Genomic DNA, 26833 nt, shown 5'->3' on the forward strand with positions numbered 1-26833 from the left:
CTTTTCAAGCCCCAGGCTAAAAATCCCTGAATGTAAAGCTTTCAGCCCTCATTCTTAACTTTTGTCAGTCAACCAGGGTAGAGTTACGAACACCGTAAGCGTTCCTATTTTAAAAATTGAAGGAAATAAAATAGACAACTGGCTTGATTTTGTAGAAGGCTTTCAAGCCGTTCGTTAGTTTGCCGATGTATTACAGGGTATATTAAAACTAGAAAAAATGAAAATTTATGAAGTTAAGGCTAAAAAAATTTTACTCTATAATAGAGGCTTGTTTTTGACAAGCTTAATCTTGGTAAATCTGGGGTTTACAGCAATATTAAAAGCCGAAGAACTTTTTTCTGTAAAAATAAACTTCACCGATATTTATGGTCAGTTTGCCGAGCTAATTGTTTCCGATACAGATGTAAATGCTCCGATCCAAGAAGGCAGCTTAATGCAAAAAAGAGATATTCATATTGCGAAAATATTTGAAGTCATGCTTTTGCAATGTGGTGAGAGAACAACTTCCCCTAGCTTTTCCGTGACTTGGCGATACAAAGCAGATCAAGGTAAGCTGGATTTAGGCGGTTATATTATTTCTTGTCAAACCGTGAATGATGCTAAAGAGATTTATGGTTTAGGCTTACCTGACGCAACATTAATTACCCGAATGAGAGAATCTGGACAATTGCCAGTTAATCAAATTGTCAATATACCCACTCTCAAATTTGATACTTCCACAAAAATTAATCGATGGTTAAGCTTTACCAATCAATTTGAACCTGTATTAAGACCCACAAATAATTAAAAATCAAACCCATCAATATTTTGGTTAAATATTAGGTTAAAATGAAAAAAATATTAGAACAATTTTTGACTGCGATTAGTGCTATTTTTGGCGCTTTTGTTTTATTGATTGGACTGGGGATGACGATTCAAAGCTTTTCAGCAGGCATTATATTCATGGGAATGGGTCTAATATTTATTCCTCAGTTTAATAAATTTATAGCCCATAAAATAAACTTAAAGCTAAGTTTTAAAATCAAGATAGGATTGTTTATTAGTGGATTAATTACCGCCAGTTTATTCCTGTCACATCAAACACCAGAGCCTTATAAGAATATTAGCTCTACAGGATCTTCTTCACCTAATCCCATCTCATCCAGTCCATCGGAACAGATAGAAGAAAAAGTTATCACGTCCCCAGTGCCTTCTTCTCCGCAAACAGCAGAAATTCTTCCGAGTTCATCTCCAGAACCACAGGCAGTTACTCCCAGTCAATCTTCTGTAAATGAATCGGAGCGGATTAAATTAATTACTGAAATGGCCAAAGATTATTCAGATTGTGGAAAGAAAGTTATGGATTCTGAAGATTTTATTGCCCTAAAAAATCAAATTAATCAAAAATTTTATAATCAAGGTGAATATTTAACCGAGTTTATTGAAGGGGGTGCAGGGATAAGTGATGTCATCGGAGCATCGGAGAGGTTTCTTGAAGGTCTTTCTGCCCAGGAGGTAGAAGCAGATATAGATCCTTACATTTCTAAAACTACAGCAAAATTTTATTTTTTGCCTTCTAATTATGTCAAATTTATAACTGATTTGGCTGAAACAGATTACCTACCTAACTATTTAAAGTTAGTTGAAAGATACTGCTTACCTGAAAATGAAAATTAAATCTCATCGGATTGCTGCTGTTGATTCCCAAGCTAGGTCAACCAAAAAATTCAGGGAGTAAATTCTAGTTCAGTTTTCCATGATTGCAGCTTGAGGTGACTTTTTTGCGGTCCTAGTTTTGGGGGACGTGAAGCAACATAAGCCAGACGATCGCGATTTTATTGGGCAATTTGCAACCCAGTTTGGTACTGGACTTCAACTTCTTTTTTGTGAGCCTCAATATAAGATAAATCTGCTTGAAGTTGTGCTTCAGTTAAAGGTAGCCAATGCCGAATTAGCTTGCTCGGCCATCCGGGAGCATCTCAATTTAGAACAGTTCACCCCCCTCCCCTTAACAAGGGGTGGGGTCAGGTCTTCGTGCCTTTCAGGAGATGCTCCCCTGTAGCTAATTATCCACGCGCCAAATCCGGGACAGATGAGAGCGATCGCGATTGGCGGCATTCCAGTCCAGGGACTGGCGGAAATTCACCACCATTGCGTTCAAATCTTCCATATCAATTAAAAACGCATCGTGCCCGTGGGGAGAGTTCAACCACCCTAGTTGAGCATTCGGAATCAACTGAGCTAACTTCTCCTGTTCTACCGGAGGATAAAGTACATCAGAGTCGATCGCCACCACCAGAGTTGGTTGTTGGATACTCGCCAACACCGAATTATAATCCCCGATTCCGCGAGAGACATCGTGACTATCCATTGCGTAAGTCAGGGTGATGTAACTATTGGCATCAAAGCGATTTACCAGTTTTTGGCCTTGATGGTGGAGATAGTTGACGATTTCCCAATTGCCATCGGCACTTTTGTTGCGCCCGAATTTTTGCTCTAAACTGGCCCAACTGCGATAAGAACACATTGCCATCATCCGCGCCGCGGACAATCCGGCAGCAGGGGGTTGTTCAATGGTGTAATAGCCACCGCGCCAGTAGGGGTCGGCATAAATGGCTTGGCGCTGGGCTTCGCTGAGTCCAATACACCAGGAGGAATGTCTTCCCGAGGCGGCAAAGGTGGCGATCGCCTCCACTTTTTCCGGATACATCACCCCCCATTCCAGGACCTGCATCCCGCCTAATGACCCCCCGATCGCCAGCTTCACTTTGGCGACTTCCAACTCATCCAGCAAGGCTGCCTGGACTCGCACCATATCCCGAATCGTAATCCGAGGGAAATCCGGACCATAGGGACATCCGGTTTCTGGATTGACCGAGGTGGGGCCAGTAGTGCCGTAACAACTGCCCAAGACATTGCTGCAAATAATAAAATCTTTTTCCGTATCCAGGGCTTTTCCGGGGCCAAATAAAGGGTCCCACCACTGATCCGCATCTGCCCATCCGGTTAAGGCATGGCAGATGACCACGGCATTATCTCGTTCTGGATTGAGCTTTCCCCAGGTTCGATAGGCGACTTGAACCCCGATCAAAACCTGTCCAGATTCTAGGATAACGGGTTGTGTAAGCTCACAAAACTGGGTTTCCGGGGAAATATATCGGGTGTCATTCATAATGTTTCATCTGTTGGCGATCGCATCGTAAGTCCTTAACAATCGGCTAAGAAACGCTCGTAGCGTCTGATAACCGTTAGCGGTGGGCATTCGCTGACGGCTTGTTGCTACGTTGTACCCCTCGCCGGTCACCGAGTCCCCTTAATTTTTATTGTTTCTATTGTAATCCAATCTCGTTCTAGCTTCTGTTTTTTAGGTCACGGATTGATTATCCGGTGAGGATTAGTCGGCCAACAGCACCAGGACCAAGGCCTAGTGCCCTGAATGAAGTTCCCAGGGTTAGAGGTGCTTTCACAGAGGCGATCGCCTCTGTGACGCAGCATCCTGGGATTAAACGAGTCACCTGTCACCCAGGGACTGGGTTAATTCCTAAGCTTTTTTAAAAGCTTGGTCGAAATCTGCCTTAATATCCTCAATATGTTCAATTCCCACAGAGACCCGAACCATATCCGGGGTGACCCCAGAGGATTGTTGTTCCGCTTCACTCAATTGTTGGTGAGTCGTTGAGGCGGGATGAATCACCAGAGTTTTGGCATCGCCGACATTGGCTAAATGGCTGGCTAACTGAACATTATTGATAAATTCTCTGCCCGCTTCCATGCCACCTTTAATCCCAAAATTAACCACACAGCCAAACCCATTGGTCAGGTATTTTTTAGCTAACTTGTGATAGGGATTATCCTTGAGTCCAGCATATTTAACCCATTCCACCTTGGGATGCTTCGAGAGCCATTTTGCTAACTCCATTGCATTATCAGCATGACGCTGAACTCGCAGGGAAAGGGTTTCTAACCCCTGCAAGAGTAAGAATGCATTAAATGGACTCATAGCCGGTCCAAAATCGCGCAATCCTTCTACCCGGGCGCGAATGATAAAGGCAATATTTCCAAATGGACTTTTTGGCCCAAAGGTTTCATAGAAATTCATGCCATGATAACCAGGAGACGGTTCAGTGAAAATGGGGAATTTGCCATTTCCCCAGTCAAATTTACCTGAATCGACAATCACCCCACCAATGGATGTCCCATGACCGCCAATCCATTTTGTGGCCGATTCCGTAATGATATCTGCACCATGTTCCAAGGGTTTACATAAGTAACCCCCACAACCAAAGGTATTATCTACAATTAAGGGAATTCCATGTTCATGGGCGATATCGGCAATCGCCGAAAAATCAGGAATATTGCATTTGGGATTCCCGATACTTTCTAAATAAATGGCTTTGGTTTTGTCATCGATCGCCTTTCGGAAATCTTCAGGATTATCTCCATCGACAAATTTAACGTTAATGCCTAACCGGGGCAGAGCTACTTTAAATTGATTGTAGGTTCCGCCATAGACAAAACTGGTGGAAACAATGTTATCTCCCGCTTCACAAATCGTGGCGATCGCCAAAAATTGGGCCGCTTGACCACTGGATGTTGCTAAGGCAGCCACCCCACCTTCCAAGGCAGCAATCCGCTTTTCAAAGGCATCCGTCGTCGGGTTCATAATTCGGGTATAAATATTCCCGAATTCTTTTAGCGCAAACAAATTAGCGCCGTGGTCAGCGTCATTAAAGACATAAGAAGTGGTTTGGTAAATAGGAACAGCACGGGCATTTGTCCCTGGGGCTGGTTCCTGTCCGGCATGAACTTGTAGGGTCTCAAAGCGGTAGTTCGGCGTTTCACTCATAAACTTGAAAAATTCCTCGGATTTCTGGTATTTTTGGCTGATTGGATATACAATTTATCTCGCGCTAGAGAGTCATCCTTGACAAGGATTTTACCCTTCCCTAACCAGCTCAAAACAATGTTACGCAATTATAGGGCTATTTTTTTCGGCTCGGGTGATAATTTTAAAAAACTTAATAAAATCTAAAGGTCCAAGACTCGATAAACAAGGGAGTCTGACCCGGTTTTAGAGGGAATTTTTTAATAACAGAAAGTGCCTCTCATCTGGCAGCAAACGGGAGCATCTCAATTTTGCCTAAAAACCGAGCTGACCTCTCCCCCCAGCAAACCCGGGGCGAAAATTAACAGGCACCAGACCTTGGGGGGACCGGCCCCATCAGTGGACCCTCGGCGGTGATGCCTGAAGGGGTAACTGGAGGGACTTCAATTCAGGAATTAACGGGGGCGAGTGTCGAGTTCTATGCCGTTGTCCTAGATTGAATAGGTCCCTGAAGCGGATAGGTGGGCGTGGGAGCGTTTACCGGACGATGGAGAGTTCATCTACCACTTGCACCCGTCCCCGGCAAAGAGAACGGAGGAGGCGATCGAGACTGAAGCGGTCCTCTTCGCTGAGGGATTCATCTAAAATCGCGGCCATCAGTCCATAGCGATCGGCTTTGGTGATGCAGTGGGTATCTTGGACCGTGGCAAGTAATTCAGGAATGGCACCGGGGAGCAAGTTGAGTGAATACATCAGGGTAGTTTTGAACTCGACATCTTTATAATCCCGTATTTTCTCGTAATTGTCCGTGATTCTACCGAAACCTCCTGCGTGATTCTAACCAGGTTTTGATGTGATCTAACCGGAGTAGTCGTGGTGATGGCGATCGCCCAGAAGAAATCCCGGGAATTCCAGGGACCTTAATCCCCCAAAAGGGACTTAACTGTTCACCATGATAAGCATTTATGCTGGCTTATCAATCATATTGATGATTTTTACTTAACATCCCTTTTCAAAACTTTATATAGCTTAATAAACTAAAAGAGTAGGCAGTAAGTATTTATTACCATCTATGTTAACCATAGACTTTCCCTGGCTAACCACTATAATTCTTTTCCCGCTCCTAGCGGCCCTAGTCATCCCGGCACTCCCCGATCAAGAGGGTAAAACCATCCGCCTCTATACCCTAGGCGTCGGCTTAATCGAACTCGCCCTCACCCTAGTCGCCTTTGGGCAGAACTACGACCTCAACAACCCCGAATTGCAACTCGTCGAAAGCTACCCCTGGATCCCCCAACTGGGTCTCAACTGGACCCTAGCCGTTGACGGCATTTCCATGCCCCTGATTGTCTTAACCGCCTTAGTCACCACCCTCGCCATTGCCGCAGGATGGAACGTCACCAAAAAGCCCCGGTTATTTTACGCCCTGATGTTGGTCTTGTACAGCGCCCAAATCGGCGTCTTTGCCGCTGGGGATATGCTGCTATTCTTCCTGATGTGGGAAATCGAACTCGTGCCGGTTTACCTACTGATTTCGATATGGGGTGGCGAAAAACGCCTCTACGCCGCGACTAAATTCATTTTATATACTGCATTAGCTTCTATCTTTATTTTGGTCGCTGCCTTAGCAATGGCATTCTATGGCGATACCATCACCTTTAATATGGCCGAACTGAGTGCCAAACATTATCCCATTGCCTTAGAATTGCTGCTTTATGCCGGGTTGTTCATCGCCTTTGGCGTCAAACTGCCCATCTTCCCCCTCCATACCTGGCTCCCGGACGCTCACGGAGAAGCCTCCGCCCCAGTTTCCATGATTTTGGCCGGGGTCTTGCTGAAAATGGGCGGCTATGCCTTAATCCGCATGAACCTGGAAATGCTTCCTAACGCCCATCTCTACTTTGCCCCCGTTCTAGCAATCTTGGGGGTCGTGAATATTGTCTATGGTGCATTGAGTGCCTTTGGGCAAGATCACCTCAAACGGCGTTTAGCCTATTCTTCGATTTCCCACATGGGATTTGTCCTGATTGGGATTGCGTCCTTAACGGAACTGGGAATCAGCGGTGCCTTGTTGCAAATGCTGTCCCACGGATTGATTGCCGCCGCTTTATTCTTCCTGGCTGGGGTCACCTACGAGCGGACTCATACCCTGGCAATGGAAAAAATGGGCGGTTTGGCGAAGTTGATGCCCAAAGTATTTGCTCTGTTTACTGCCGGTGCAATGGCATCCTTGGCCCTACCTGGGATGAGCGGATTTGTCAGTGAATTGACCGTGTTTTTAGGACTTTCCACCAGTTACGCCTACAGCACCCCGTTTAAAGTGGTGGTGATTGGGTTAGCGGCGGTGGGTTTAATTGTCACGCCGATTTATTTGCTGTCCATGCTGCGCCAGGTGTTCTATGGCAAAGTTGAGCCGATCGCGAATGTCGAGGCGTGGGAGTTCCTGGATGCGAAACCTCGGGAGATTGCGATCGCCGCTTGTCTGTTGTTGCCGATTATCGGAATTGGGTTATACCCGAAAGCGGCCACTCAAACCTACGATGTGAAAACCACCGAAGTTGCCGCCGAGGTTCGCAATGCCCTGCCTATCTTTGCTCAACAGCAAGATCGGTTGTTCTCCGGTGGGTTTTTCGCTCCCAGTATCCCCCGTGTCGATGCTCAAGTTTTATTTAGCATTACGGATATCGGTAAGGGGGCTTAAGGGGTTCTAGGGCATGGCAATTCATGCCTCTAGGTAACCGCAGGCGATCGCATCTGACGATTATTCTGGGGTTCACCCCTGTTCATAATTGACCAGAAATCCGGTACTCGTAGGGTTTTCCAGCCCTAAGAGTACCGGATTTTGTATGCTACCCCCGGGGAGGGGCAAGGCGATCGGTACCCTGCTATATATTGGATAAAAAACTCGGGTTGTCTGGCTTGTAGAACATCGGTATAGTCGGAAAGGCAAGGGACAAGGGACAAGGGACAAGAGGGACAAAATGCCCAGTTTTTGGCACATAGTGGGTGCAGAACCGGCAGAACAGCGCGGAGTCGGGTCCCCATAGCCGAGGAATTGGGAGGTATGGATTAGATACACCTGAGTAGAAACCGGGTTTTTGGCCTGAATGAGTGGCTTATTCTTAAAGATTGTGTAAAGAGAAGGGGGTAGTGATCCCAAAGCCGGGGTTAAATTTAGCCCGCCTACGAGGAGTGGGTTAGAGGAGATTGTACCCTTCTAGGCGGTTGGATTTCGCATCCAGCCTGGTTAATCGAGGAGTGTGGGAACGAATGTAGCGCTTTTCTCAAGATTGGGATGAATCACATCGGAGAATTTTCCTTCTGAAGTATAGATGACAGGGGGAGAGGTTTATGCTATTCGTGGGCTAAATTGTCCGTAAATCTTCATTTTTAACGCGGCAATTGGCTATTGGAAGTTTTTTTTAGAAAGAATCACCTCAAAACTTCATCCCAATGGCAGATGAGAGCTTTGCAACGGATCGATGAAAATTATAGGGAAGCGATAGAGAACTTCGAGCGTCGAAAGCGGCCCTGAAATGGACTGGCTAGTGTGAGGCCAAATCCGAAACAGAACGCTTAGAGATGCGGAGATTTTTTATCGGGTCGAACTTTAGTAGAATGGCTTGACTCCGAAAGGGAGTGGGATCGCCTGACCCACTAACCCCTGAAGTATCGGAAGACCTGCCTCATTTACCACAGTGCGATCGCACTGATTTTCTGGGTCTGAGTTGAGCAACAGACCCCCGTGAGTATCGCTGCTGATAGGAAGAGGATAAATTTATGAATGATGCTGTAAAAATCTTTTCTCATTATAATACCAAGTCAGGCTCTGTGTCTAGAAAAAGCCGGTGGCCTATTTACTTATTTTTAGGAATTACAACCAATCTATTGGTTTGGGGATTGGCGATCGCCTACATCACCCTCAAAGCCCCAAGCTATACTACCAAATGGTCAGTCACCCTGCCCGGTACAGGTTCTACAAGCCGAGTAGACTTACCCGGCATTGGGATCGCCTCTTCCCAAACCGACTCTCCCTACCGATACGATTCCCACCACGACCCTCGGGAAAATTACAAATATATCGCGGGAAGCGATGAGGTTAGAACCCGTGCAGCCGAACTGCTCAATCTCGACCTGAAAGCCTTCAATGAACCCAAAATCGAGATTATCGGCAACTCCACGCTCATGGAGTTTGAAATGGTCGGCGATACTCCCCAACTGGCTCAACAAAAGGCAACCGCCCTCCACCAAGCCTTCCTCCTTCAGTTAGAGGCACTTAGACAAGAAGAAATTACCGATCATGACCGCAACTTACAACTGTTGCTCAGTCAGTCTCAGCAAAACTTAGAAAAGGCCCAGGCTCGCTTATCCGAGTATCAAGTGACCTCTAGCATCATGTCTTCCGAGCAATTGGTTGACCTCTCAAAAACCATTGAAGCATTACGGAAGCAAAAAGCCGAAGTGGATGCCATGAATCGGCAAAGTAACGCCCGAATGGTCCAAATTGCTCAAAACTTAGACCTCACCCCGGCAGAAGCAAACGAAGCCTTTGCCTTACAATCGGATGGGTTATTTCAAGACTATCTGCTGAAATACCAAACCACCCGAAGTGAGATCATCGCCTTGACCTCGGTTTATACTCCGCGCCATCCCGTCGTTCTGGCAAAACAACAAGAACTGGATGAAGCCCGTGCCGGATTAGCCGAACGGAGTCAGCAAATTGTGGGGCGACCCATTGACCCGGAAATCTGGGAAGAAACCAACTTAAGAAATGGCGACAATGCTTCTAAGCGAGAAGTCTTATTTCAAGAGTTGATTACATTTCAGACAGAAAACGTTGGCTTAGAAGCACAATCGCAAGAGTTAGGGAGGCAGATTACCACCTTAGAAAATCGTTTAAAAACTTTATCAGTCCAGGGATCAGAACTGGAAAATTTACGGAGGGACGTTCAAATCGCCGAAGCGGTATTTTCCTCAACTTTAACCCAGATGGACATGAGTAAGTCTAACATTTTTGCCAGCTATCCGCGCATTCAAATGTTGACGCCACCGGCCTTGCCACAAGAACCCAGTTCTCCGAAAAAAGTCTTAGCCATACTGGGTGCAGGGATGAGTTCAGTCTTTTTTACCGCTGGATTTCTCCTGTTGTGGATGCGGGATGTCAAAAATCAACGGAGGAAGCAAAGTGCAATAATAGTCGAGCCTAAACCCCAACCGATTCCGGTTAACTCGGCGTACCCTCAGCAAAATTCATCAACCGCAGTGTCTAAGCGATGAAGCCAGAAAACCTACCTGAAAAGTTAGTTTGGTATTACATCATCAGCACTTATATCATTTATTTGATGGGTGCCCAGTATGTACTTGCCCCTCTGTTATCTTATGTTCTGCTGTTTTATGTGCTGAAAAAATGGTGGAACCAAACTGAGGAGACACCCCCGGAAGAACGGGTCCGGTTTACCCCTTCTAACTGGCTGTGGATTGTTGCGATGTTCATCATGCACATCGCGTTAGTCATGGGTCATATAGACTTTGGAATGGGATTACCGCAAATCATTCGCTCTACGGTGAATGGATGGCTCAGAAGCTGGGCGCTTTTAGCGCTATTTCCCCTGGCGGCTCACCTAGATATCCGCCCCAAGTTAATTTATCGAGCCATTGCGATTCTCTGTGTTCAAAGTTTAATTTTGATTCCCTTTGGGTATCTTTTTAGCATGGCGGGTCTTCCGAGTGAGCTATATACTTCTCCGTTAAAAGCCTTTGGAGGGAGTTCTTTATATAACGTTAACTTGCTCTATCAATATGATGCTGAAGGGGGTCAAACGCGAATGTTTTTGTTCGCTCCCTGGGCACCGGCTTTGGGAATGATTGGCATCATGTACTTTGGGCTCGTCCAGCAAGATGAAGACAAAAAATGGCGCTGGTGGGGGATGGTGGGGGCGGCAGCAATGGCCGTGACATCGGTTTCTCGGTTAGGAATTATCGCCTTGCCTTTCATTCCGGTGGCGGTGTGGGGGTTGACTAATTTTGTAAGACCTTGGGTCATCTTTGCTTCAGGTTTTGCCAGTTTAGGCTTAGGGCTATTTGCACCGGCCTTGATCGACTTTCTCAACGCCGTCAAAACTCAATTTACTCAAGCCCGGGCTAGTTCTTCCCACGTTCGAGATGTACTCAATGGTATGGCCGTTTATCGCTGGAGAACGGACGCTCCAATTTGGGGGCATGGCATTCTTCAACCGAAAGGACCAGGAGTGGTGGCCGAGATGCCTATTGGCTCTCATCATACTTGGTTTGGGGTGTTGTTTCTGCACGGAATCGTCGGATTTTTTGCCATCGTCATTCCCCTAATTTGGACCTTCATAGAAATGCTGATTAAAGCCCAGCATTCTCAAACAGCTAAGGTGACCTTACATTTTTTAATTGCTCTGTTTCTATTTGCCTTTGCGGAAAATATTCAGGGCTTAGCTTACCTCTATTGGCCCTGTTTAATCATCATGGGAATGGCTTTTAAAGAACAATTAATCGTTGGGAGCGACAGTGATGAAAAAGAAGCGTATCTTATTTCTGATTTCTGATAAAAAGATGGGAGGGGTCATGACAATGGTGGATAGTTTGACTCGTTCCTCTCTATCCAAACAGTTTGACTTTAAGACCGTGTGCTTGGATGCCAATGAAGCCATCAATGAACGGGTAACACCGGATGTTGTGGTGATTAATAAAGCCTGTACCTGGAGGAGAATTCCCAATTTACTTTGGTTAAGTATCCGTAAAAGAAAAACCCAGGTGGTGATTATCGAGCATCATTATACGGCGGGATTTGAAACCCATCAGGTTCCGGAGAAAACGCGCTTCCGGCTGATGCTAAAAATTTCCTACTCTTTAGCCGATCGCGTGGTCGCGGTTTCGGAGGATCAAGCGGATTGGATGTTTAAAAATAACTTAGTAGACGCCGATAAACTACATCAAATTAACCCAGCAGTCAAACTCAAGGAATTCCTGGAAGTTCCTGAGCGCGAACCCCGCCCAGAAATTCGTTTAGCCGCTTATGGTCGATTCTGCCAACAAAAAGGTTTTGACATTTTGCTAGAGGCCATGAAGTTAATTCCCCAACATACGGTAAATTTATATTTAGGAGGAGATGGACCGGATAAGGAAGACCTCAAAGAACGCGCCCTGGGGTTAAAAAATGTCAAATTTTGTGGGGCGATCGATGATGTTCCCCAATTTTTAGAAGGATGTGATGCGGTCGTCATTACATCGCGCTGGGAACCCTTTGGTTTAGTCTGCATGGAAGCCAAAGCCGCAGGTAAACCCGTGATTGCCTCCGACATTGATGGGTTACGAGAACAAGTGCGCGATTGTGGGATTTTGGTTCCTCCAGAAGATCCGGTTAAATTGGCTTCTGCGATCGCCTCCTTGGGCGAGAGTGACCTCTTGACTTGGGGTCAAAACGGGCGCAACTCGGTCAAAGATGCCCGCAACCAATTTTTAACTCAATGGGAAAACTTACTGGTGGAATTAACAGAAGATTAAAACCTCCTTCATTTTTTTAAAATCCCCACAACCCATCACCAAACAAATCTCAATCAATCATCTACAGAAAGGAAGACATTCAATGAAAAAGTCCATGCGCTGGGATCGTTTTTTTACGAGGGGAACACCAGTTATCGCATTGCCGGATTGGAATGCTCCTCGGCTTTTTGTCCCGGCTGAAAATTTGTCGCAGCGATGGAAAGGAAGCTCCTTGTGTCCTCCTCCTTCGGTTAATCCCGATGCCATTGCCTTGCCCCCACAGTTGAGGCGACTCTTGTATCGAATTCGGGTGGCTTTAGGGGCGTCGCCGATGATAATTGCCAACCGAAAAAAGTCTGGCTCAATTGATATTAAGGGGTTTGTCCGGGATATTTTTCCCGAGTTTAGTTGGGCCGCGTTTTCTGTGGGTGTTCCGGGGAAAGCACAGAAAATTACTGCCCAACTTTGGAACGATCGCAATCAAGTGATTGGCTATTTGAAATACTCGTCCAAACCCATCGCCTGCGATCGCATCGCCCGGGAATACGCAGTTCTCTCTCAACTCAATGTCCAACCCAGACCCTTAAAATTTGGCCCGTTGAGTAAGGGAACCGCCCTGTTAATCGAACCGATTCCGGGAAAACATATCTCTTGTGGAACGCTTCCCCCGGAACCAGAAATTCTCACCCTTCTGGATCAGTATGCGATCGCCAAACCTGTTCCCCTGAATGAGCATCCTTGGGTTCAATCCTTCCAACAGACTGCCGACCCAATAGCCCTGAAGTGGTTAGATGCCTTGGGCAATCGCCCCTGGCCGATTGTCGCCTTACATGGGGACTTTTCCCCCTGGAACCTGTTGCGATCGCCCGATGACAAGATTTTTGCCATTGACTGGGAATATGGAGTTGCCGAAGGGTTTCCGTACCTCGACCTCGCGTATTACATCCTACAAGTCGCCTATTGGTGCTTGGAGTGGTCTCCCACTCAAGCTTTTGAGTATGCGGTGGAGTTTCTCTCTAGCCCTTCGGGGCCAAACCTCACATTAGCAGAGGCAAAGGCGATCGTGCGATTGAGTGCCTATCAGGGCTATCAATTTATGCTCGAAGATGGACATTCTATCGAAGAAAAACCTCAATATTGGCGCTCTAAGGTGTGGGAACATGAACTTTGCAACATTTCAAACTAAAGTTAAAAAGAAGCTCAATAACAAATTTGTTCAGAATATTGGCTGGCTGACTGGGGCAGAATTTGCCATCCGGGTTGTACGCTTAATGACCACCGTGGTCTTAGCCCGGTTTTTAACCCAATACGATTATGGCTTGGCAGCCATTGTCTTAACCACTTACGAGTTTACCCGGGTCTTTACAGACATTGGAATTGGCGCTAAACTCATTCAAGCCGAACCCGAAGAACTGGAAGACTTATGTCGAAACGCCTATTGGTTGTGTTGGGTCCTTTATAGCGGCTTATTCCTCGCTCAGGCCATTGTCGCTTTTCCCATTGCCTGGTTTTATAGCGATACCAATTTGATTCTACCCATCGCCGTTTTGGGAGGGGTCTTTTTAATAACCCCTATAGGGGTGGTGCAAGCGATATTACTGCGCCGAGAAAATCGCTTAGAAATCCAAGCTCTCAATCACACCTTAGTTCAGGGATCAAGTAATCTTTTATCCCTTGTCTTCGCCATATTGGGTTTGGGCATCTGGGCGATCGTCATTCCTCAACTCCTCGTTACTCCCTTGTGGGCTTATATCTACTTACGCCACCATTCCTGGCGTCCCACTGGCGGATTTCGTAAAGAAAAATGGGCCGAGATTTTTGGATTTGGGAAAAATGTCTTAGGCATAGAACTGTTAAAGACACTCAGAACCAACCTCGATTATCTGCTCGTGGGTCGCTTCTTAGGAATTACGGAGTTAGGAATCTACTTCTTTGCCTTTAATGCTGGATTGGGGATTAGCTTGAGTATCATTAAATCCATTAACTCGGCCTTATTACCTCATTTGTGTTCCATGCGCCAAGACTGGGGTAGAATGAAGCAGCAGTTTTATAAGAGCTTAAAGGTGATTGGAGGATTAATCATTCCCTTGGCACTCTTACAATCGACTTTAGCACCCTTTTATGTTCCCATTGTTTTTGGAGAAAAATGGATTGAAGCCATTCCGGTCTTAATGATTATCTGTATCTCGGCTATCCCTCGCCCCTTCGGTGATGCGGCTTCTCAGTTAATGATCGCAATTGGCCGACCGGATATCGATTTTAAGTGGAATATCATCTTTACGCTAGTCTTTACCCTCAGTTTGTTTGTGGGTATCCAATGGCAAGTAATTGGATTAGCTTTCACCGTATTAATCGTTCATGCGATCGCCTTACCCGCCTATACAATTTGGGCGAGTCGGTACGCCTTTAACCGCCCTCATTAATCATCTTCCACTCGGTCTATTTTTTTGCAGGAGTTCCTACTTCTGTAAAAAATTTAGACTGATTCAAGGAGAGTGACTTTGAGAAAGTTTTGGGCTCAGGGACAAGGTTTCATACAATGGAATGTAATTGAAACTAACTTTTGTTTTACCATCAGACCATCAGAAAAAGGAATAACCCATGAAATTAGTATCTGTGATCATTTCAGTTTATAATCTCGAATCTCTAATTGCTCCTACCTTGCAGTCTGTCCTCAATCAGACCTACGAAAACTTAGAAATTATCGTAGTGGATGACGGCTCAACCGATCGCTCCGCTGAAGTATGCAAAACCTTTAAAGATCCCCGCATAAAATTAATTCAGCAGCAAAATAGAGGGGCAAGTGCCGCACGAAATGCCGGAATGCGTCATGCTCAAGGAGACTACATTGCCATTCTCGATGGTGATGATCTGTGGTTACCTGAAAAAATTGAAAAGCAAGTTGAGCATTTGGAGAAATCTCCTCAGATTGGCATCAGCTATACCCAGTCCGCTTTTATCGATGAAGCGGGAGAATCGATGGGACTCTATCAAATGCCGAAACTGACTGATATTACGATCCGAGACATCCTCTGCCGTAATCCGATTAGCAATGGATCTTCAGCAGTTATTCGCAAGGAAGCGATTGACCAGATTAAATTTCAAGATTATCGTGATGGAGAACTCCTTGATTTTTATTGGGATGAAGAAAAGGCATTGCAATCCTCGGAAGATGTTGATTTCTGGTTCCGGATTGCTCTCCAAGCGGGCTGGAAAATGGAGGGAATTGGCGAAATCCTAACTTTATATCGAATTAATTCTAAAGGACTCTCCGCCAAATTGTTAAGCAAACAAGAGTCTTGGGAACGACTTCTCGAAAAAACCCGCAATTATGCCCCCACAGAGATGGCTCAATGGGAAAAACCAGCCCGCGCTTATCACCTGCGATATCTCGCTCGCCGTGCCGTTACCTTACGCGATGGTCCAACCGCACTAAAATTGGCCTGGGATGCGAGCGTTACTCATCCGAAAATGTGGATAGAAGAACCGATCCGAACTGGAGTAACCTTCGCAGCAGCCGGTTTCCTTTCTTTACTACCTCAGTCTTTGTATCAGCAACTGGAAGAACTGGGAATCAAACTGTCAGCCCGCAGTCAAAAGCGTCAAGTGGCCCAACTTAAAATGTAATTCCTCTTGTTAAATCTGGGATTTTGCCTTGTTTTTCATTGTTTTGGAAAACAAGGCATTCCTAAAGAAATCATCAGGGTTTCTAATTTTTTAAACCTAATGGCTAATCCTGAATTGAGATTTTCGGGTTTGGGCAGTTGAGCGCAGGGAAGTGGATAGGTCTGATGACACCCTCACGCCAATTTGTGAGTCCCCAACTCTTTCAAATATTGCTTTTTTCAAAAGAGGAAATTAACGGATGAAATTTGTTTCTGTGATTGTTCCCGTTTACAATGTCGAACGATATATTGCCGAAACCATTCGCTCAGTTTTGGCTCAAACCTATTCCCATTTTGAAGTTTTAATCGTGGATGATGGCTCACCAGACCGAAGTATAGAAATTTGTGAGCAACAGTTTGATGACCCAAGAATTAAAATTATTCGCCAAACCAATCGGGGATTAGCCGGAGCTAGAAATACAGGAATTCGTCATGCCCAAGGCGAATATTTAGCTTTTTTAGATAGCGATGATTTGTGGGAAGCGGATAAACTTGCGAAACATATTGAACATCTCGATTCTGCCTTAGAGGTGGGGATTAGTTTCAGTCGTTCTGCTTTAATGGATGAAGCGGGCAATCCCACAGGAACCTATTTGATGCCCCAATTAACCGATATTGATGTGCCTTGTTTGTTGCGGGGCAGTCCTTTAGGGAATGGTTCAACTCCCGTCATTCGACGTGAGGTGTTTGATGCAATTGAATTTGAAGCGAACCGCTATGGAACCGTGGAAACTTTTTACTTTGATGAAGCGTTCCGGCAGTCGGAAGATATTGAATGTTGGTTAAGGATTGCCTTAACCACCGAATGGAAATTTGAAGGACTTCCCGAAGCGCTTACCTTATACCGGGTGAATACGGGAGGTCTTTCGGCTAACTATCTTAAGCAGCTTGAAAGTTGGGAACAGGTGTTAGAAAAAACCCGGTCCTACGCACCAGAAGCGATCGCTCAATGGTGGGATTTGGCGATCGCCTATGAATTGCGATATCTGGCCCGGAGTGCCATTCGAGTCAAAAATGGGAAAGCCGCTGTGGAGTTGATGAATCGAGCGCTATTGACCTACTGGCGCATCGTTCTGGAGGAACCTCGGCGCACGGTTTTAACCCTAATCGCTGCTTATGTCTTGCGATTGTTACCGCCCTCGGTTTATAGCTGGATTGAGAATCGCGGCAATCAGTTAAATGGTTCCACCCAACAACAGAAAATTCAACGCGATCGCCATCCAGAAACCTCCCCATCCAGCATCTGAATCGGGGTGTCCCTAAAATAGCCCTTGGCGATCGCCTGCGCTCGATCAGGCGTTAAAATGGAGAAATAGCCCTTACCTCATCCGGTTGGGGCTTTCTGGATTAAGCCCGCCATCAGCGGACTATTTACGGTTTTTACAAACCAGATTTGGCCTAAACCCACTCAAAACCTGATCGGATTGCCACAATGTTTAACCATTGGTTTCAAGGAAAGATGCGAACCTCTATTTTAGCGGGTACGGCGATCGCACTGGCGGTATCAGCCAGTGCGATCGCCATAGGCTCCCTCGCTCTGGAAAACCGCGATCGCCTCGCCCAGAACCGAGGCAATTTTGAAGTTAGAAATAGTAAAATTTACGCCCCGGATGGCTCAGAATTTCTGATTAAAGGGACCAATATCAACGGTCCTGATTTTGGATGGCCCGGAGATACCCCAGGCTTTGTCGATTTAGTCGCAGACTGTTGGAATTTCAACACGGTTCGAGTCAATATCCGGCTTTTAGGGGGCGAAATATCTTATGAGGAGAATGGCACAATTGAGGAGATTATTGACGTTTACACAGGTCGCGGTTTAGTCACAATGGTAGAAGCCCATGATCACACGGGGTCCTACTATGAAGGGGAAGATTTAGAAGTTCTCAAAGATTACTATCGAGCCCTAGCTACCCGATATAAAAATAACCCTTATGTCTGGTTCAATGTGATGAATGAACCGGGGGGTCACGAGAGTAGCGCCAATATCGATAAATGGTTAAAAATTCATCAAGAAGTCATTAAAGTGATTCGCGATGAAGTCGGCGCGGACAACATTATCGTGATTGATGGGCATTACTGGGGCCAAGATGTGGGGGAGTGGAACTCTAAATCGGTTTCTTCGGAAAAAAGTTCCATTTTAGGACATTCTCAAAAACTCATAAACTTTAATGGGAAACGCTACGATAATATAGTATTTAGCGTGCATTTTTATGACCAATGGAAATTTTCTGAAACAAAAATGGCGGATTATTTAGACCGGGCGATCGCGAAAAATATCCCCTTAATTATTGGAGAATATGGGGTGGAAAAAAATGCCGAATTTAAGTCTCCCGTTGAGTTCATGTTCAACACCGCCGTTCCTCGAAATATCGGGCGCATCGTCTGGGCTTGGTGGGGGGGAGATAATTTTGAATTAACCACCACGGATAATGGCGGAGGGCATCATATCGATAGCTGTGAAAATCCCACGAACTTAACTTGGTTGGGTGAGCAAGTGTGGAAAGATAATCATGGAGAATATCCCCGAAATTGATCCAGAGTAACCCACCGATGAACAGCCACCCCAGGGGTTTAAACTGGAGGACGGCTTTCCCCAAAAGTCTCGCACTTTTAGCCGTTGCGCTCTTACAACCGATCGCCTTAACAGGTTGTTTTTCTCCCGAGCAAATTCAACCCCCAGCGATACAAACCGAGTTTCCCTCCGGGTGGAATAACGTGGCAGTGGGCGGTGGGGGATATGTCACGGGCCTCTATCTCCATCCCCAAGTGCCTAACTTAGGATATATCCGCACGGATATGGGAGGGTTCTATCGCTGGGACCCGACCGATACCCGGTGGATACCCCTCACCGATCGCTTTACCCGGTCCGAAAGTGTTTACTATGGCGGGGAAGGGTTGGCACTTGACCCCAACAATCCGGACCGGGTATATATTGCGGCAGGCAAATATTTATGGGCCGAACCGGGTACAATTTTTAAGTCTAGCGATCGCGGTCAAACTTGGGTGCAGTCGGACCTGCGCCTGCCAATGGGCGGCAACGAAGAACTACGCGGGGCTGGAAATCGCCTGGTAGTCAGTCCCCATGACTCAAATTTGCTGTTATTTGGGTCCCGACAAAATGGCTTGTGGCGCTCCCTAGATGCCGGAATGACCTGGAACCCCGTCCCCGGTTTTCCCACCCCTTCCGACTCAAAAATTGGCATTCTGGCGATCGCTTTTGACCCCAATGATGCCCGCCAAATTTATGCCAGTGTTTACGGCGATCGGCTCTATGAATCCACCGATGGGGGAACCACCTGGAATCCCCTTGACAACAGTCCCTCTCATGCCTTTAAATTAGCCATCGCCTCCGATAGCACACTCTATGTGACCCATGCCCAAGGTGTTAGCAAATATCTCCAGGAAAGCTGGCAAGATATTACTCCCCCGAAAAACCCTTTTCGGCGCTTGATTGGTCGCGAAACTCCCCCCTTTAATGGGTTAAGTCTTCATCCCCAAAATCCCCAAGAACTGATAGTCAGTCATGGCGAAACTACCCACACTCAACTTTACCATTCCCAAGATGGCGGGATGACTTGGGCTGAGAAAAAATCCCAGATTAATAATACCGTTCCCTGGTGGCCTGATGATTATTTTAGTAATCATTTATCGGCCTTAGAATTTGACCCATTGCTTCCGGGACGAGTCTGGTTATCGGATTGGTATGGAGTATGGAAAACGGACAATTTTAACGAGAATCGGCCCGTTTGGACCAACTATACCCAAGGTCATGAACAGGTAGTTACCTTTGATCTCGTCTCTTCCCCCACGGGTGCATTACTTCTGAGTGCTGTAGCCGATGTGGAAGGATTTTATCACTCGCGCTTAGATCAGATTCCGCCTCAACAGTTTGGGTCCGATCGCGGCTCATTTCAAGAGACTTATAGCCTAGATTATGCGGCCCAATCCCCTCAACATTTAGTTCGAGTTGGAGGCGATCGCTGGAACTCACGGTATGGCGGGGCCACCTCCGCAGATGGCGGGTTAACCTGGCAAAGATTCTCCCAATTTCCCGAAAAAATGATGCCCCTGCGGGTTGCCGTTTCAGCCACCAATCCCCAGCAATTTGTCGTCACTCTCAGTGACGCTCAAGGCATCCAAACCCAAGATAATGGGCGGTCCTGGCAACCTATTCAAGGCTTACCAGATAGCTTTAAAGGTCCTTGGAAATGGTCTCAACCCTTAGCGGCTGATGCGGTGAATGGTAACCGATTTTATTATTACCACGCAGGCACCGTTTACCAGAGTCAAGATGGGGGATTATCCTTTGCACCCATTTATCAAAACTTACCCGAATCAGACTGGCATTTTCTCAAAACCATGCCCGGAGTTGAGGGAGAGGTTTGGGTCAGTTTGGACCAGGAAGGATTACATCGATCGACCGATGGGGGACAGAGTTTTTCCAAAGTGGCTGGGGTAGAACGGGCTTATTTATTTGCCTTTGGAAAAGCTGCCCCCGGAAAAGAAGTTCCGGCCCTCTATTTATATGGGAAAATTGTGAATCAACCGGAGAGTATTTTTTGGTCTCCTGATTTAGGAGAAAATTGGATTGATATCGGCGACCCGCAGATTCCTATTGGCAATGAACCGAATGTGATGGAAGCGAGTAAACAGCAGTTTGGCTTAGTATTTATAGGGACCAATGGTCGGGGAATTTATTACCGAACAGTCGCCGATGAGTAACACTCAAGCCAAAATGCCATTTTTGCTTTAATCAGTGCCTTTACTGTTGAGTTACAATGGCAATCGGTTGGGCGCTGAGAGTTTTTCGGCGACGTTTCAGGAGCAATGCACCGACAAAACCGAGGGCGACTGCAGCTGAGGGTTCGGGAACAGATTCCGATTCCATCACTGGAGTTTGAATCATGTCAAAACCCGGGGGTCCCATGTATGCGGACCCATACTTCGCACTCATCTCACAAGCCTGAAATTTACAAGCGCTCAAAGGCAAGCCCGCTGGTGCTTTTATGTATCCAGTAAAAATATCTGTGAAACGGGGCTCCGTATTCTCTAGGATCCACAGGTATAATCTGTCCTCCGTGATTCCAAAAAGAGAAAGCTCCCCGTTCAATGGCTCTAAGCTGCCCCCCCCGGACGAAAATTTAAAATCCGTTACAACCTCCGGGACCACCGTCGCCCGGTTTATGCTGTCGAAATAACCGGGCGCTGCAATGTATTCTCCATCAATGAAAAACGTATTAGGTGGAGAAGAAACGATGGTATCGAAAATCCCATCAGCGAGGGTATATTCAATTTCAAAGTTTTTAAAAGCCAGGGCAGAGCCAAAAAGGCTACCTTTAAAGGTCAACCCATTTGCTGCAGTCGCATTCAGCACTCCCACTGAACTAAAAAGGAAGGCGAAAAGGGTCAAGAGTCGGGGCTTGTTCAAGAGTAGTTTAGGCATAATATGCTCCTATTATTTAATGAATCAATTGGATCTTTGAGGATCGGATTTTTCGAGGCTTGGGTTCAGGAGGAACTAGGAATGAAATGGGCGATCGCAAGATTCGGATAGAAAAGCAATCCCCAGACTCAATTTTAGGGTTTTCACCCGTGTTTTCACTCGTGATGAGTAGTAGCAACCCCTGGGATGTTGACAATTTTTCGCCGACGTTTCAGGAATAATGCACTCACCAAACCCAGGGCGACTGCGGCTGAGGGTTCGGGAACTGATTCCGATTCCATGACTGGAGTTTGAGTCATCCGAAAACTGTAGTAGCCTGCGTCCCAAAAGTTTGCCGAGGCATCACAATCCTGAGTTTTACAGGCACTCAAAGACAGTCCTTCGGGTGCTTGTATGGTTGAGATAAAAATATCTCGGTATTGTCCTTGACTCGGGTCTAGGATTTGTAGAGACAATCCGTCTTCGGTGATTCCAAAAATAGACTGTTCAAAAGACTGTTCAAACTCCACTGGATTTAAGGCTCCTCCCCGGATCCATTTAAACTCTGTTACGACTTGGGGAACAACGGTTATAGCTAGGCTGGGGTTGTCATTGAAATCTGAATATCCATCGGTGAAAAAAGTATTCAGGGGGGAAGAAACGATGGTCTCGAAAATTCCGTCAGCGAGGGTATATTGAATTTGACTGTTTTCTAAATAGGGAATGGGAGATTCGTAAATTGTGCCTTTAAACGTTAGTCCATTTGCGGGAGCCGCACTCAGCGCTCCCATCGAACTAAAAAGGGCAACAAAAAGGGTCAATAGTCGTGGATAGTTTAACAGTAGCTTGGGCATAATATGCTCCTATTATTTAATGAATCAATTGGGTCTTTGATGAGCGAAATTTTTGAGGCTTGGATTCAGGAGAAACTAAGAGGGAGATGGGCGATCGCCAGATTCGGATAGAAAATCAATCTAAAAACCCAATTTTAGGGTTTTTATCCTTGCTTTCTTTCACTCGGGATTAGCAGTGGCAACCGCTGGTATGGGGACAGATTTTCGGCGACGTTTCAGGAGCAATGCACCAACAAAACCGAGGGCGATCGCCGCTGAGGGTTCGGGAACGGGTTGGGGAGTTTCAGGCACGGGTATGTGAGTCATCCGAGAGTCGTATAACCCGCCTTTACCTCCAAAGTCGGCAGATGCATCACAAGCCTGGGTTTTACAAGCGCTCAAAGGCAATCCCTCCGGTGCTTGTATAGTTGACATAAAAATATTCTGGTAAATCGGAGGTTGGTTCACATCTAAGAGTTGGAGGAATAATCCCTCCTCGGTAATTCCAAAAATAGAAAATTGACGCACTGGCAGTGACATATCCCGCTCTATCCCTACCTCAAAATCTGTTTTAAAATCCGTTACCACCTCGGGGACAACAGTCGCAAGGCTCATCGGTACGCTTGGCGCAGGACCCAAATACTCTCCATCCATGAAAAAGGTATTGGGTTCGGAAGCCAGAACAGTATCTAAAATCCCATCGGCCAGGGTATATTCAAGTTGAAATCCCTCTAAAATGGGAAACCAAGTTTTGTAAATTTGGCCTTTAAAGGTTGCTGCATTTGCTGGAGTTGCAATTAGGCCGCTTGTTAAAGTAATAACGGCACCGGAAAGAGCAACTAATCCGGGACGGCTGAAGAAAAATTGGATCATAATCAGGTCCTCTTGTTGAATTCATCGGCGGTGTCTTTGATGAGAAAATGTGGCATTTAATTGAGAATTTTTAGAAACTCAGTGCGTCAAATTTAGAGGCGATCGCCCGTTAATCACAGGAGAGTAAAATTAATTTACTCTCCCTGTCGCCTTTACGCTTTATTCGCCGTCGTAATGGGTTGTGCATTGCCAGTTTTGCGCTGACGTTTCAAAAGCAATGCACCGACAAAACCGAGGGCGACTGCGGCTGAGGGTTCTGGAACAGGTTCAGGTTCATTGACTGGAGTTTGAGTGATCTGCAATCCGGCAAACCCTCCTTTTCCTCCTATCATGGCGTCCCCTTCACAAGTTTGAGTTTTACAGGCGCTTAAAGCCATTCCCTCTGGCGCTTGTATTGTTGACATAAAAATATTTTGGTAAATGGGGGCTGTGTCGGGATCTAAAATTTGAAGGAATAATCCAGCATCGGTAATGCCAAAAATTGACCGTCCAAATTCCACAGGTTCTAAGATTCCCCCCAGGTTCCATTGAAAGTCTGTTACCACTTCAGGAACAAGGGTCAGCGTTTCGGTTGGTTCAGGGCCAAATTGCGGATATTCATCGGTGAAAAAGGTATTAATTGGGGAAGAAACGATGGTATCGAAAATCCCATCCGCGAGGGTATATTGAATTTCACGGTTTTCTAAAAAGGGAAAGGGAGATTCATAAATCGTGGCCTTAAATGTTAAAGCATTGGCTGGACTCGCACTCAGCAGTCCCATTGAACTAATAACGGCAGTGCTGGCCAACAATCCTGGAGCGTTCAAGAATAGGTTGGGCATAATATGGTCCTCTTATGTAATGAGTAAATAAGGTCCTTTCTGACTGAACCTAAAAATCAGTTCCCCTGAAAACTGTTAAATTCTATACGCTTATTCTATCCCTAATATTTGATTTTAAAATGATAAAAATTTAAAGGTTTGATGAAGATAATCTGGGCAATTTCATACAACAAAGCCGAGGGTTGAAGTTAATCAATCCTCGGCTTTATATAACAATTATTTGCTTTTAGAAATTGAGGGGCAATTTAAACTCTTAATCTAACTTAAGAGGCGATCGCTCTCATGGATGGGTTGCCATACTTTTGCTTGTCCTCCAAGGACCGCACCTTATGTTCTGCCTTAACCGTTTCCAGAAACCAGTCGATGGTTTCTTGCTTGACCCACCCTTTGAGAACAGCTATTTCTCCAAACTTCATCCCGGTTTGACGTTGATAATTTAAAATCCGGGTGATTTGGTCATCATTTAACAAGGCGGCTTTTTTCAGATACTGTCCTAAGGGCTGCTGAGGATGAGCGGTTTCTAAATGGGGTAACTGTTCGGCAAAAAAGTCAACGGTTTCCCGTTTAACCCACCCTCGGCGTGCGAGTAAGTCTCCGAACCGCAAATGCCGCTCATAGGCTTGCTCTTGCAAAATCTCTGCCACTTGTTCTGAGGAAATTAAGCCCGCTCTTTTGAGTAACTGACCGATGGGACTTTTGTATTGGTAGAGATTCAACTTCTGCTGAAACACTAACCAGAAAAAGGGCAGGTCTTCTACTAAATATCTCTTCCACAGGCGCTTCGGTTCAGACATCAGGCGAAATGCCCACTCTACCCCATATTTACTCATCCATTCTGGCGATCTCGGACGGTTCCCCGCTTCAAAATCTAGGGTTGCACCAATGGCCATAAAGACTTTGATATTCGGCAACTGATTTTTATATTTGTAAATCCATTTTTCCTGTTTGGGTGCGCCGACTCCGACGGCTAAAACAGTGGCCCCGGATGCGTTAATTATTTCAATAATTTTTTGGCATTCGGCTTCGTTTTTCTCAAACCCGTATGAAGGAGAGTAACAGCCGATTACCATCTCGCGGCCTAACTTAGCGTTAATATTTTTCTGCGCTTTGTGGGCGACTCCCTCTGCGGCCCCGAGTAGAAAAATTTTAGTGTCTGGGTCGTCTTGGAAATAGTTATAAAAAGCGGGAAAGAAGTCAGAGCCGGAAATTTTTTCTCGAATAGGACTGCCCAGCCACTTGGAGACTATTTTAACAATTTGGCTATCACAAACTCGATAATCTGCTTCTTGATAAATATGATGAAACTCTGGATCTTTTTGCAGTTTTATTAAATGATCGACATTGGGAGTTACTACCACCCCACCTTTCTCTTTAAGGAGCAGGAGTAACTCTTCTTGAGTTAAGTTATCGATGCTTACATTTAAGATGTTAATTGTGTTCATTGTATCAACCCTTGGAATAAGAGATATGGACTATCTTTTTTTGACCAGATTTTTGACAAGATTTCTAAAAATTTATTTCCATCTTTTCCGGTCGGTTAACCCAGCCCTTAGCCCAACTGAAGGCGATGGGGACTGGATTTAGAGGAACTCAATCATTCTGACCTACCCCTGAGAGGCAATCTCCGGTTTTTCCTGCCCTGAGTCGGTGGCCTAACTCCGAATATCGATGGCGATCGCCTAGAGATGGAATCGGAGAGATTGAAAAACAGGTCTTTGCTTCTGTCAGCAAGAGCAGCATTTTTCAGTTCAGGTTTAGGGTGCAAATTACAGGAGGTAATACAGAATACCTACCTGTTGTTCTTGTATTTAACCTATCTTTTCATGCCGGAAGCCTCCATGACATCCCTCTGCATGAATACACGGAAAGAGATTCTATTCTCATTAAAGGCACATTATTGAGAATTACCATTCTCTTGGAATAGATATTTTACTCTTCGGGAAAAAAAAAGTAATTCTCATCTATAAAAAGGTAGATTTTTAAACTCGTCCTATACAAATATCAAATCAATTCTGGGGTGAAGATAGAGCTTGAGCTATAAATCTCTACTTCCTGGAGTAAGCCTTTTACTCTCACCCCCTCGCTCTTACTCCATCGTATGTGGAATTTACGGAGATAGACCTGTAGCACAAAAAATAGGTGTTATTTTTACAGATCGGCTCAATTGTAGGTAAATCTGTGAATCATCGGGTTCCGGGGAAAGTCAACTAGACCCGTTGCATCATTCCCGGTTGCTCCCCGCTTTGAGGTAAGGGGGGCTGGAGAGATTGATGCAAGCGGTCTAATCTAGGATATTCTATAGAATAGGGACGCTCCCGTTCGTTGTGCCTTGCGATGAAAGCCATAGGGGCGACGAATTCACCGTTCATTCAAATAGGCAAAATAAGTCAACGATGATAGATCCACGGAAAGACGAAATAGTAGCCATTCTTTCGCAAATTGAGGACCTGCAACGGGAACGGACCACCCTCGCCATTGATGAGCTTGCGTTAGAGGATGAATCACCAGAAGCGATCGCAATGGCTTATAGACGTGCCGCGAGAGAAACGGCGGCAGTTGCGGTAGAAGTGAAAGGAATTGACGATGCGATCGCCGCACTCCACAGAAAACTTTCTGAGAAACAGAACGAGTTGAAGCGCCAAACGGGAAGCAACTCGATCGCCGCCCAAGTCGAAGAATCCAGAGAGTGCGCCCGAGTTCATGCCCAGCGGATTAACGAACTCGCCAACGAACTGAGCGAAGAAGTCAAAGCCCTCAAGGCGATCGCTGATGAAATTTCTACCAGTTATTGGCAGGTTTATTACAAGCCTTTCATTACCGGATTTACCAGTATTTCAGTCCCCCACGTTCGTTCCGATGGGGATGTCTGGATGATTATCAATCGCGTGGTGTGAGCAGCGCAATAG

General features: G+C 45.8%; 21 protein-coding genes. 13 read left to right on the forward strand and 8 right to left on the reverse strand.

What is annotated here, in order from left to right; translation table 11 throughout:
* The first annotated feature begins 217 nt into the window (after positions 1-217).
* The gene (locus NG795_RS26185; RefSeq protein WP_367291546.1) at positions 218-787 is read left to right on the forward strand and encodes a hypothetical protein; all 570 of its coding nucleotides are present in this window, start codon (positions 218-220) and stop codon (positions 785-787) included.
* Between the two features lie 41 nt (positions 788-828).
* Positions 829-1656, forward strand: a complete 828-nt coding sequence (locus NG795_RS26190) for a hypothetical protein (protein WP_367291547.1) — start codon at positions 829-831, stop codon at positions 1654-1656.
* Between the two features lie 385 nt (positions 1657-2041).
* Here the strand turns inward: NG795_RS26190 and metX are convergent, their stop codons facing one another.
* The 3 genes from metX to NG795_RS26205 form a co-directional block, all read right to left on the reverse strand.
* Positions 2042-3151, reverse strand: a complete 1110-nt coding sequence (gene metX / locus NG795_RS26195) for a homoserine O-acetyltransferase MetX (RefSeq protein WP_367291548.1) — start codon at positions 3149-3151, stop codon at positions 2042-2044.
* A 369-nt stretch (positions 3152-3520) separates the two neighbouring features.
* Complete coding sequence (locus tag NG795_RS26200) at positions 3521-4825, reverse strand: O-acetylhomoserine aminocarboxypropyltransferase/cysteine synthase family protein (protein ID WP_367291549.1); 1305 nt, start codon at positions 4823-4825, stop codon at positions 3521-3523.
* 516 nt (positions 4826-5341) lie between these two features.
* Entirely contained in the window at positions 5342-5557 is a 216-nt protein-coding gene (locus tag NG795_RS26205) for a hypothetical protein (protein WP_367291550.1), read from the reverse strand.
* Positions 5558-5876: 319 nt separating this feature from the next.
* Here NG795_RS26205 and NG795_RS26210 point away from each other — a divergent pair, with 319 nt between their 5' ends.
* From NG795_RS26210 to NG795_RS26255, 10 genes are all read left to right on the forward strand, one after another.
* A complete protein-coding gene (locus NG795_RS26210; protein ID WP_367291551.1) occupies positions 5877-7505 on the forward strand; it encodes an NAD(P)H-quinone oxidoreductase subunit 4 in 1629 nt (542 codons plus the stop codon).
* A 1130-nt stretch (positions 7506-8635) separates the two neighbouring features.
* Entirely contained in the window at positions 8636-10081 is a 1446-nt protein-coding gene (locus NG795_RS26215) for a GumC family protein (RefSeq protein WP_367291552.1), read from the forward strand.
* On the forward strand, positions 10078-11376 hold the full coding sequence (locus tag NG795_RS26220; RefSeq protein ID WP_367291553.1) for an O-antigen ligase family protein: 1299 nt from the start codon (positions 10078-10080) through the stop codon (positions 11374-11376). The genes NG795_RS26215 and NG795_RS26220 overlap by 4 nt, the downstream gene beginning before the upstream one ends.
* On the forward strand, positions 11342-12334 hold the full coding sequence (locus NG795_RS26225; RefSeq protein ID WP_367291554.1) for a glycosyltransferase family 4 protein: 993 nt from the start codon (positions 11342-11344) through the stop codon (positions 12332-12334). Before NG795_RS26220 ends, NG795_RS26225 begins: the two co-directional genes overlap by 35 nt.
* 211 nt (positions 12335-12545) lie before the next feature.
* Positions 12546-13499 carry a phosphotransferase family protein gene (locus tag NG795_RS26230; RefSeq protein ID WP_367291555.1) on the forward strand — a complete coding sequence of 318 codons (954 nt, stop codon included), beginning with the start codon at positions 12546-12548 and terminating at the stop codon, positions 13497-13499.
* On the forward strand, positions 13474-14736 hold the full coding sequence (locus NG795_RS26235; protein ID WP_367291556.1) for a lipopolysaccharide biosynthesis protein: 1263 nt from the start codon (positions 13474-13476) through the stop codon (positions 14734-14736). Before NG795_RS26230 ends, NG795_RS26235 begins: the two co-directional genes overlap by 26 nt.
* 178 nt (positions 14737-14914) lie before the next feature.
* The gene (locus tag NG795_RS26240; RefSeq protein ID WP_367291557.1) at positions 14915-15940 is read left to right on the forward strand and encodes a glycosyltransferase family 2 protein; all 1026 of its coding nucleotides are present in this window, start codon (positions 14915-14917) and stop codon (positions 15938-15940) included.
* 238 nt (positions 15941-16178) lie between these two features.
* Positions 16179-17225 (forward strand): glycosyltransferase family 2 protein, encoded by a 1047-nt coding sequence (locus NG795_RS26245; protein WP_367291558.1) that lies wholly within the window; start codon positions 16179-16181, stop codon positions 17223-17225.
* 212 nt (positions 17226-17437) lie between these two features.
* Positions 17438-18511 carry a glycoside hydrolase family 5 protein gene (locus NG795_RS26250; protein ID WP_367291559.1) on the forward strand — a complete coding sequence of 358 codons (1074 nt, stop codon included), beginning with the start codon at positions 17438-17440 and terminating at the stop codon, positions 18509-18511.
* Positions 18512-18528: 17 nt separating this feature from the next.
* The gene (locus tag NG795_RS26255) at positions 18529-20700 is read left to right on the forward strand and encodes a hypothetical protein (protein ID WP_367291560.1); all 2172 of its coding nucleotides are present in this window, start codon (positions 18529-18531) and stop codon (positions 20698-20700) included.
* A gap of 40 nt (positions 20701-20740) precedes the next feature.
* On the opposite strand, the gene NG795_RS26260 is transcribed toward NG795_RS26255, so the two are convergent.
* From NG795_RS26260 to NG795_RS26280, 5 genes are all read right to left on the reverse strand, one after another.
* A complete protein-coding gene (locus tag NG795_RS26260; protein ID WP_367291561.1) occupies positions 20741-21421 on the reverse strand; it encodes a PEP-CTERM sorting domain-containing protein in 681 nt (226 codons plus the stop codon).
* 155 nt (positions 21422-21576) lie between these two features.
* On the reverse strand, positions 21577-22254 hold the full coding sequence (locus NG795_RS26265) for a PEP-CTERM sorting domain-containing protein (protein ID WP_367291562.1): 678 nt from the start codon (positions 22252-22254) through the stop codon (positions 21577-21579).
* A gap of 159 nt (positions 22255-22413) precedes the next feature.
* Positions 22414-23106: a PEP-CTERM sorting domain-containing protein gene (locus NG795_RS26270; protein ID WP_367291563.1), complete on the reverse strand. Its 693-nt coding sequence runs from the start codon at positions 23104-23106 to the stop codon at positions 22414-22416.
* 152 nt (positions 23107-23258) lie between these two features.
* Complete coding sequence (locus tag NG795_RS26275) at positions 23259-23927, reverse strand: PEP-CTERM sorting domain-containing protein (protein ID WP_367291564.1); 669 nt, start codon at positions 23925-23927, stop codon at positions 23259-23261.
* Between the two features lie 263 nt (positions 23928-24190).
* On the reverse strand, positions 24191-25369 hold the full coding sequence (locus tag NG795_RS26280) for a WecB/TagA/CpsF family glycosyltransferase (protein ID WP_367291565.1): 1179 nt from the start codon (positions 25367-25369) through the stop codon (positions 24191-24193).
* 951 nt (positions 25370-26320) lie between these two features.
* Here NG795_RS26280 and NG795_RS26285 point away from each other — a divergent pair.
* Positions 26321-26821, forward strand: a complete 501-nt coding sequence (locus NG795_RS26285; RefSeq protein WP_367291566.1) for a hypothetical protein — start codon at positions 26321-26323, stop codon at positions 26819-26821.
* The last annotated feature ends 12 nt before the right edge of the window (positions 26822-26833 follow it).

Origin of the sequence: Laspinema palackyanum D2c (assembly GCF_025370875.1) — a bacterium.
In the GTDB taxonomy this organism is placed as follows: Bacteria; Cyanobacteriota; Cyanobacteriia; order Cyanobacteriales; family Laspinemataceae; genus Laspinema; species Laspinema palackyanum.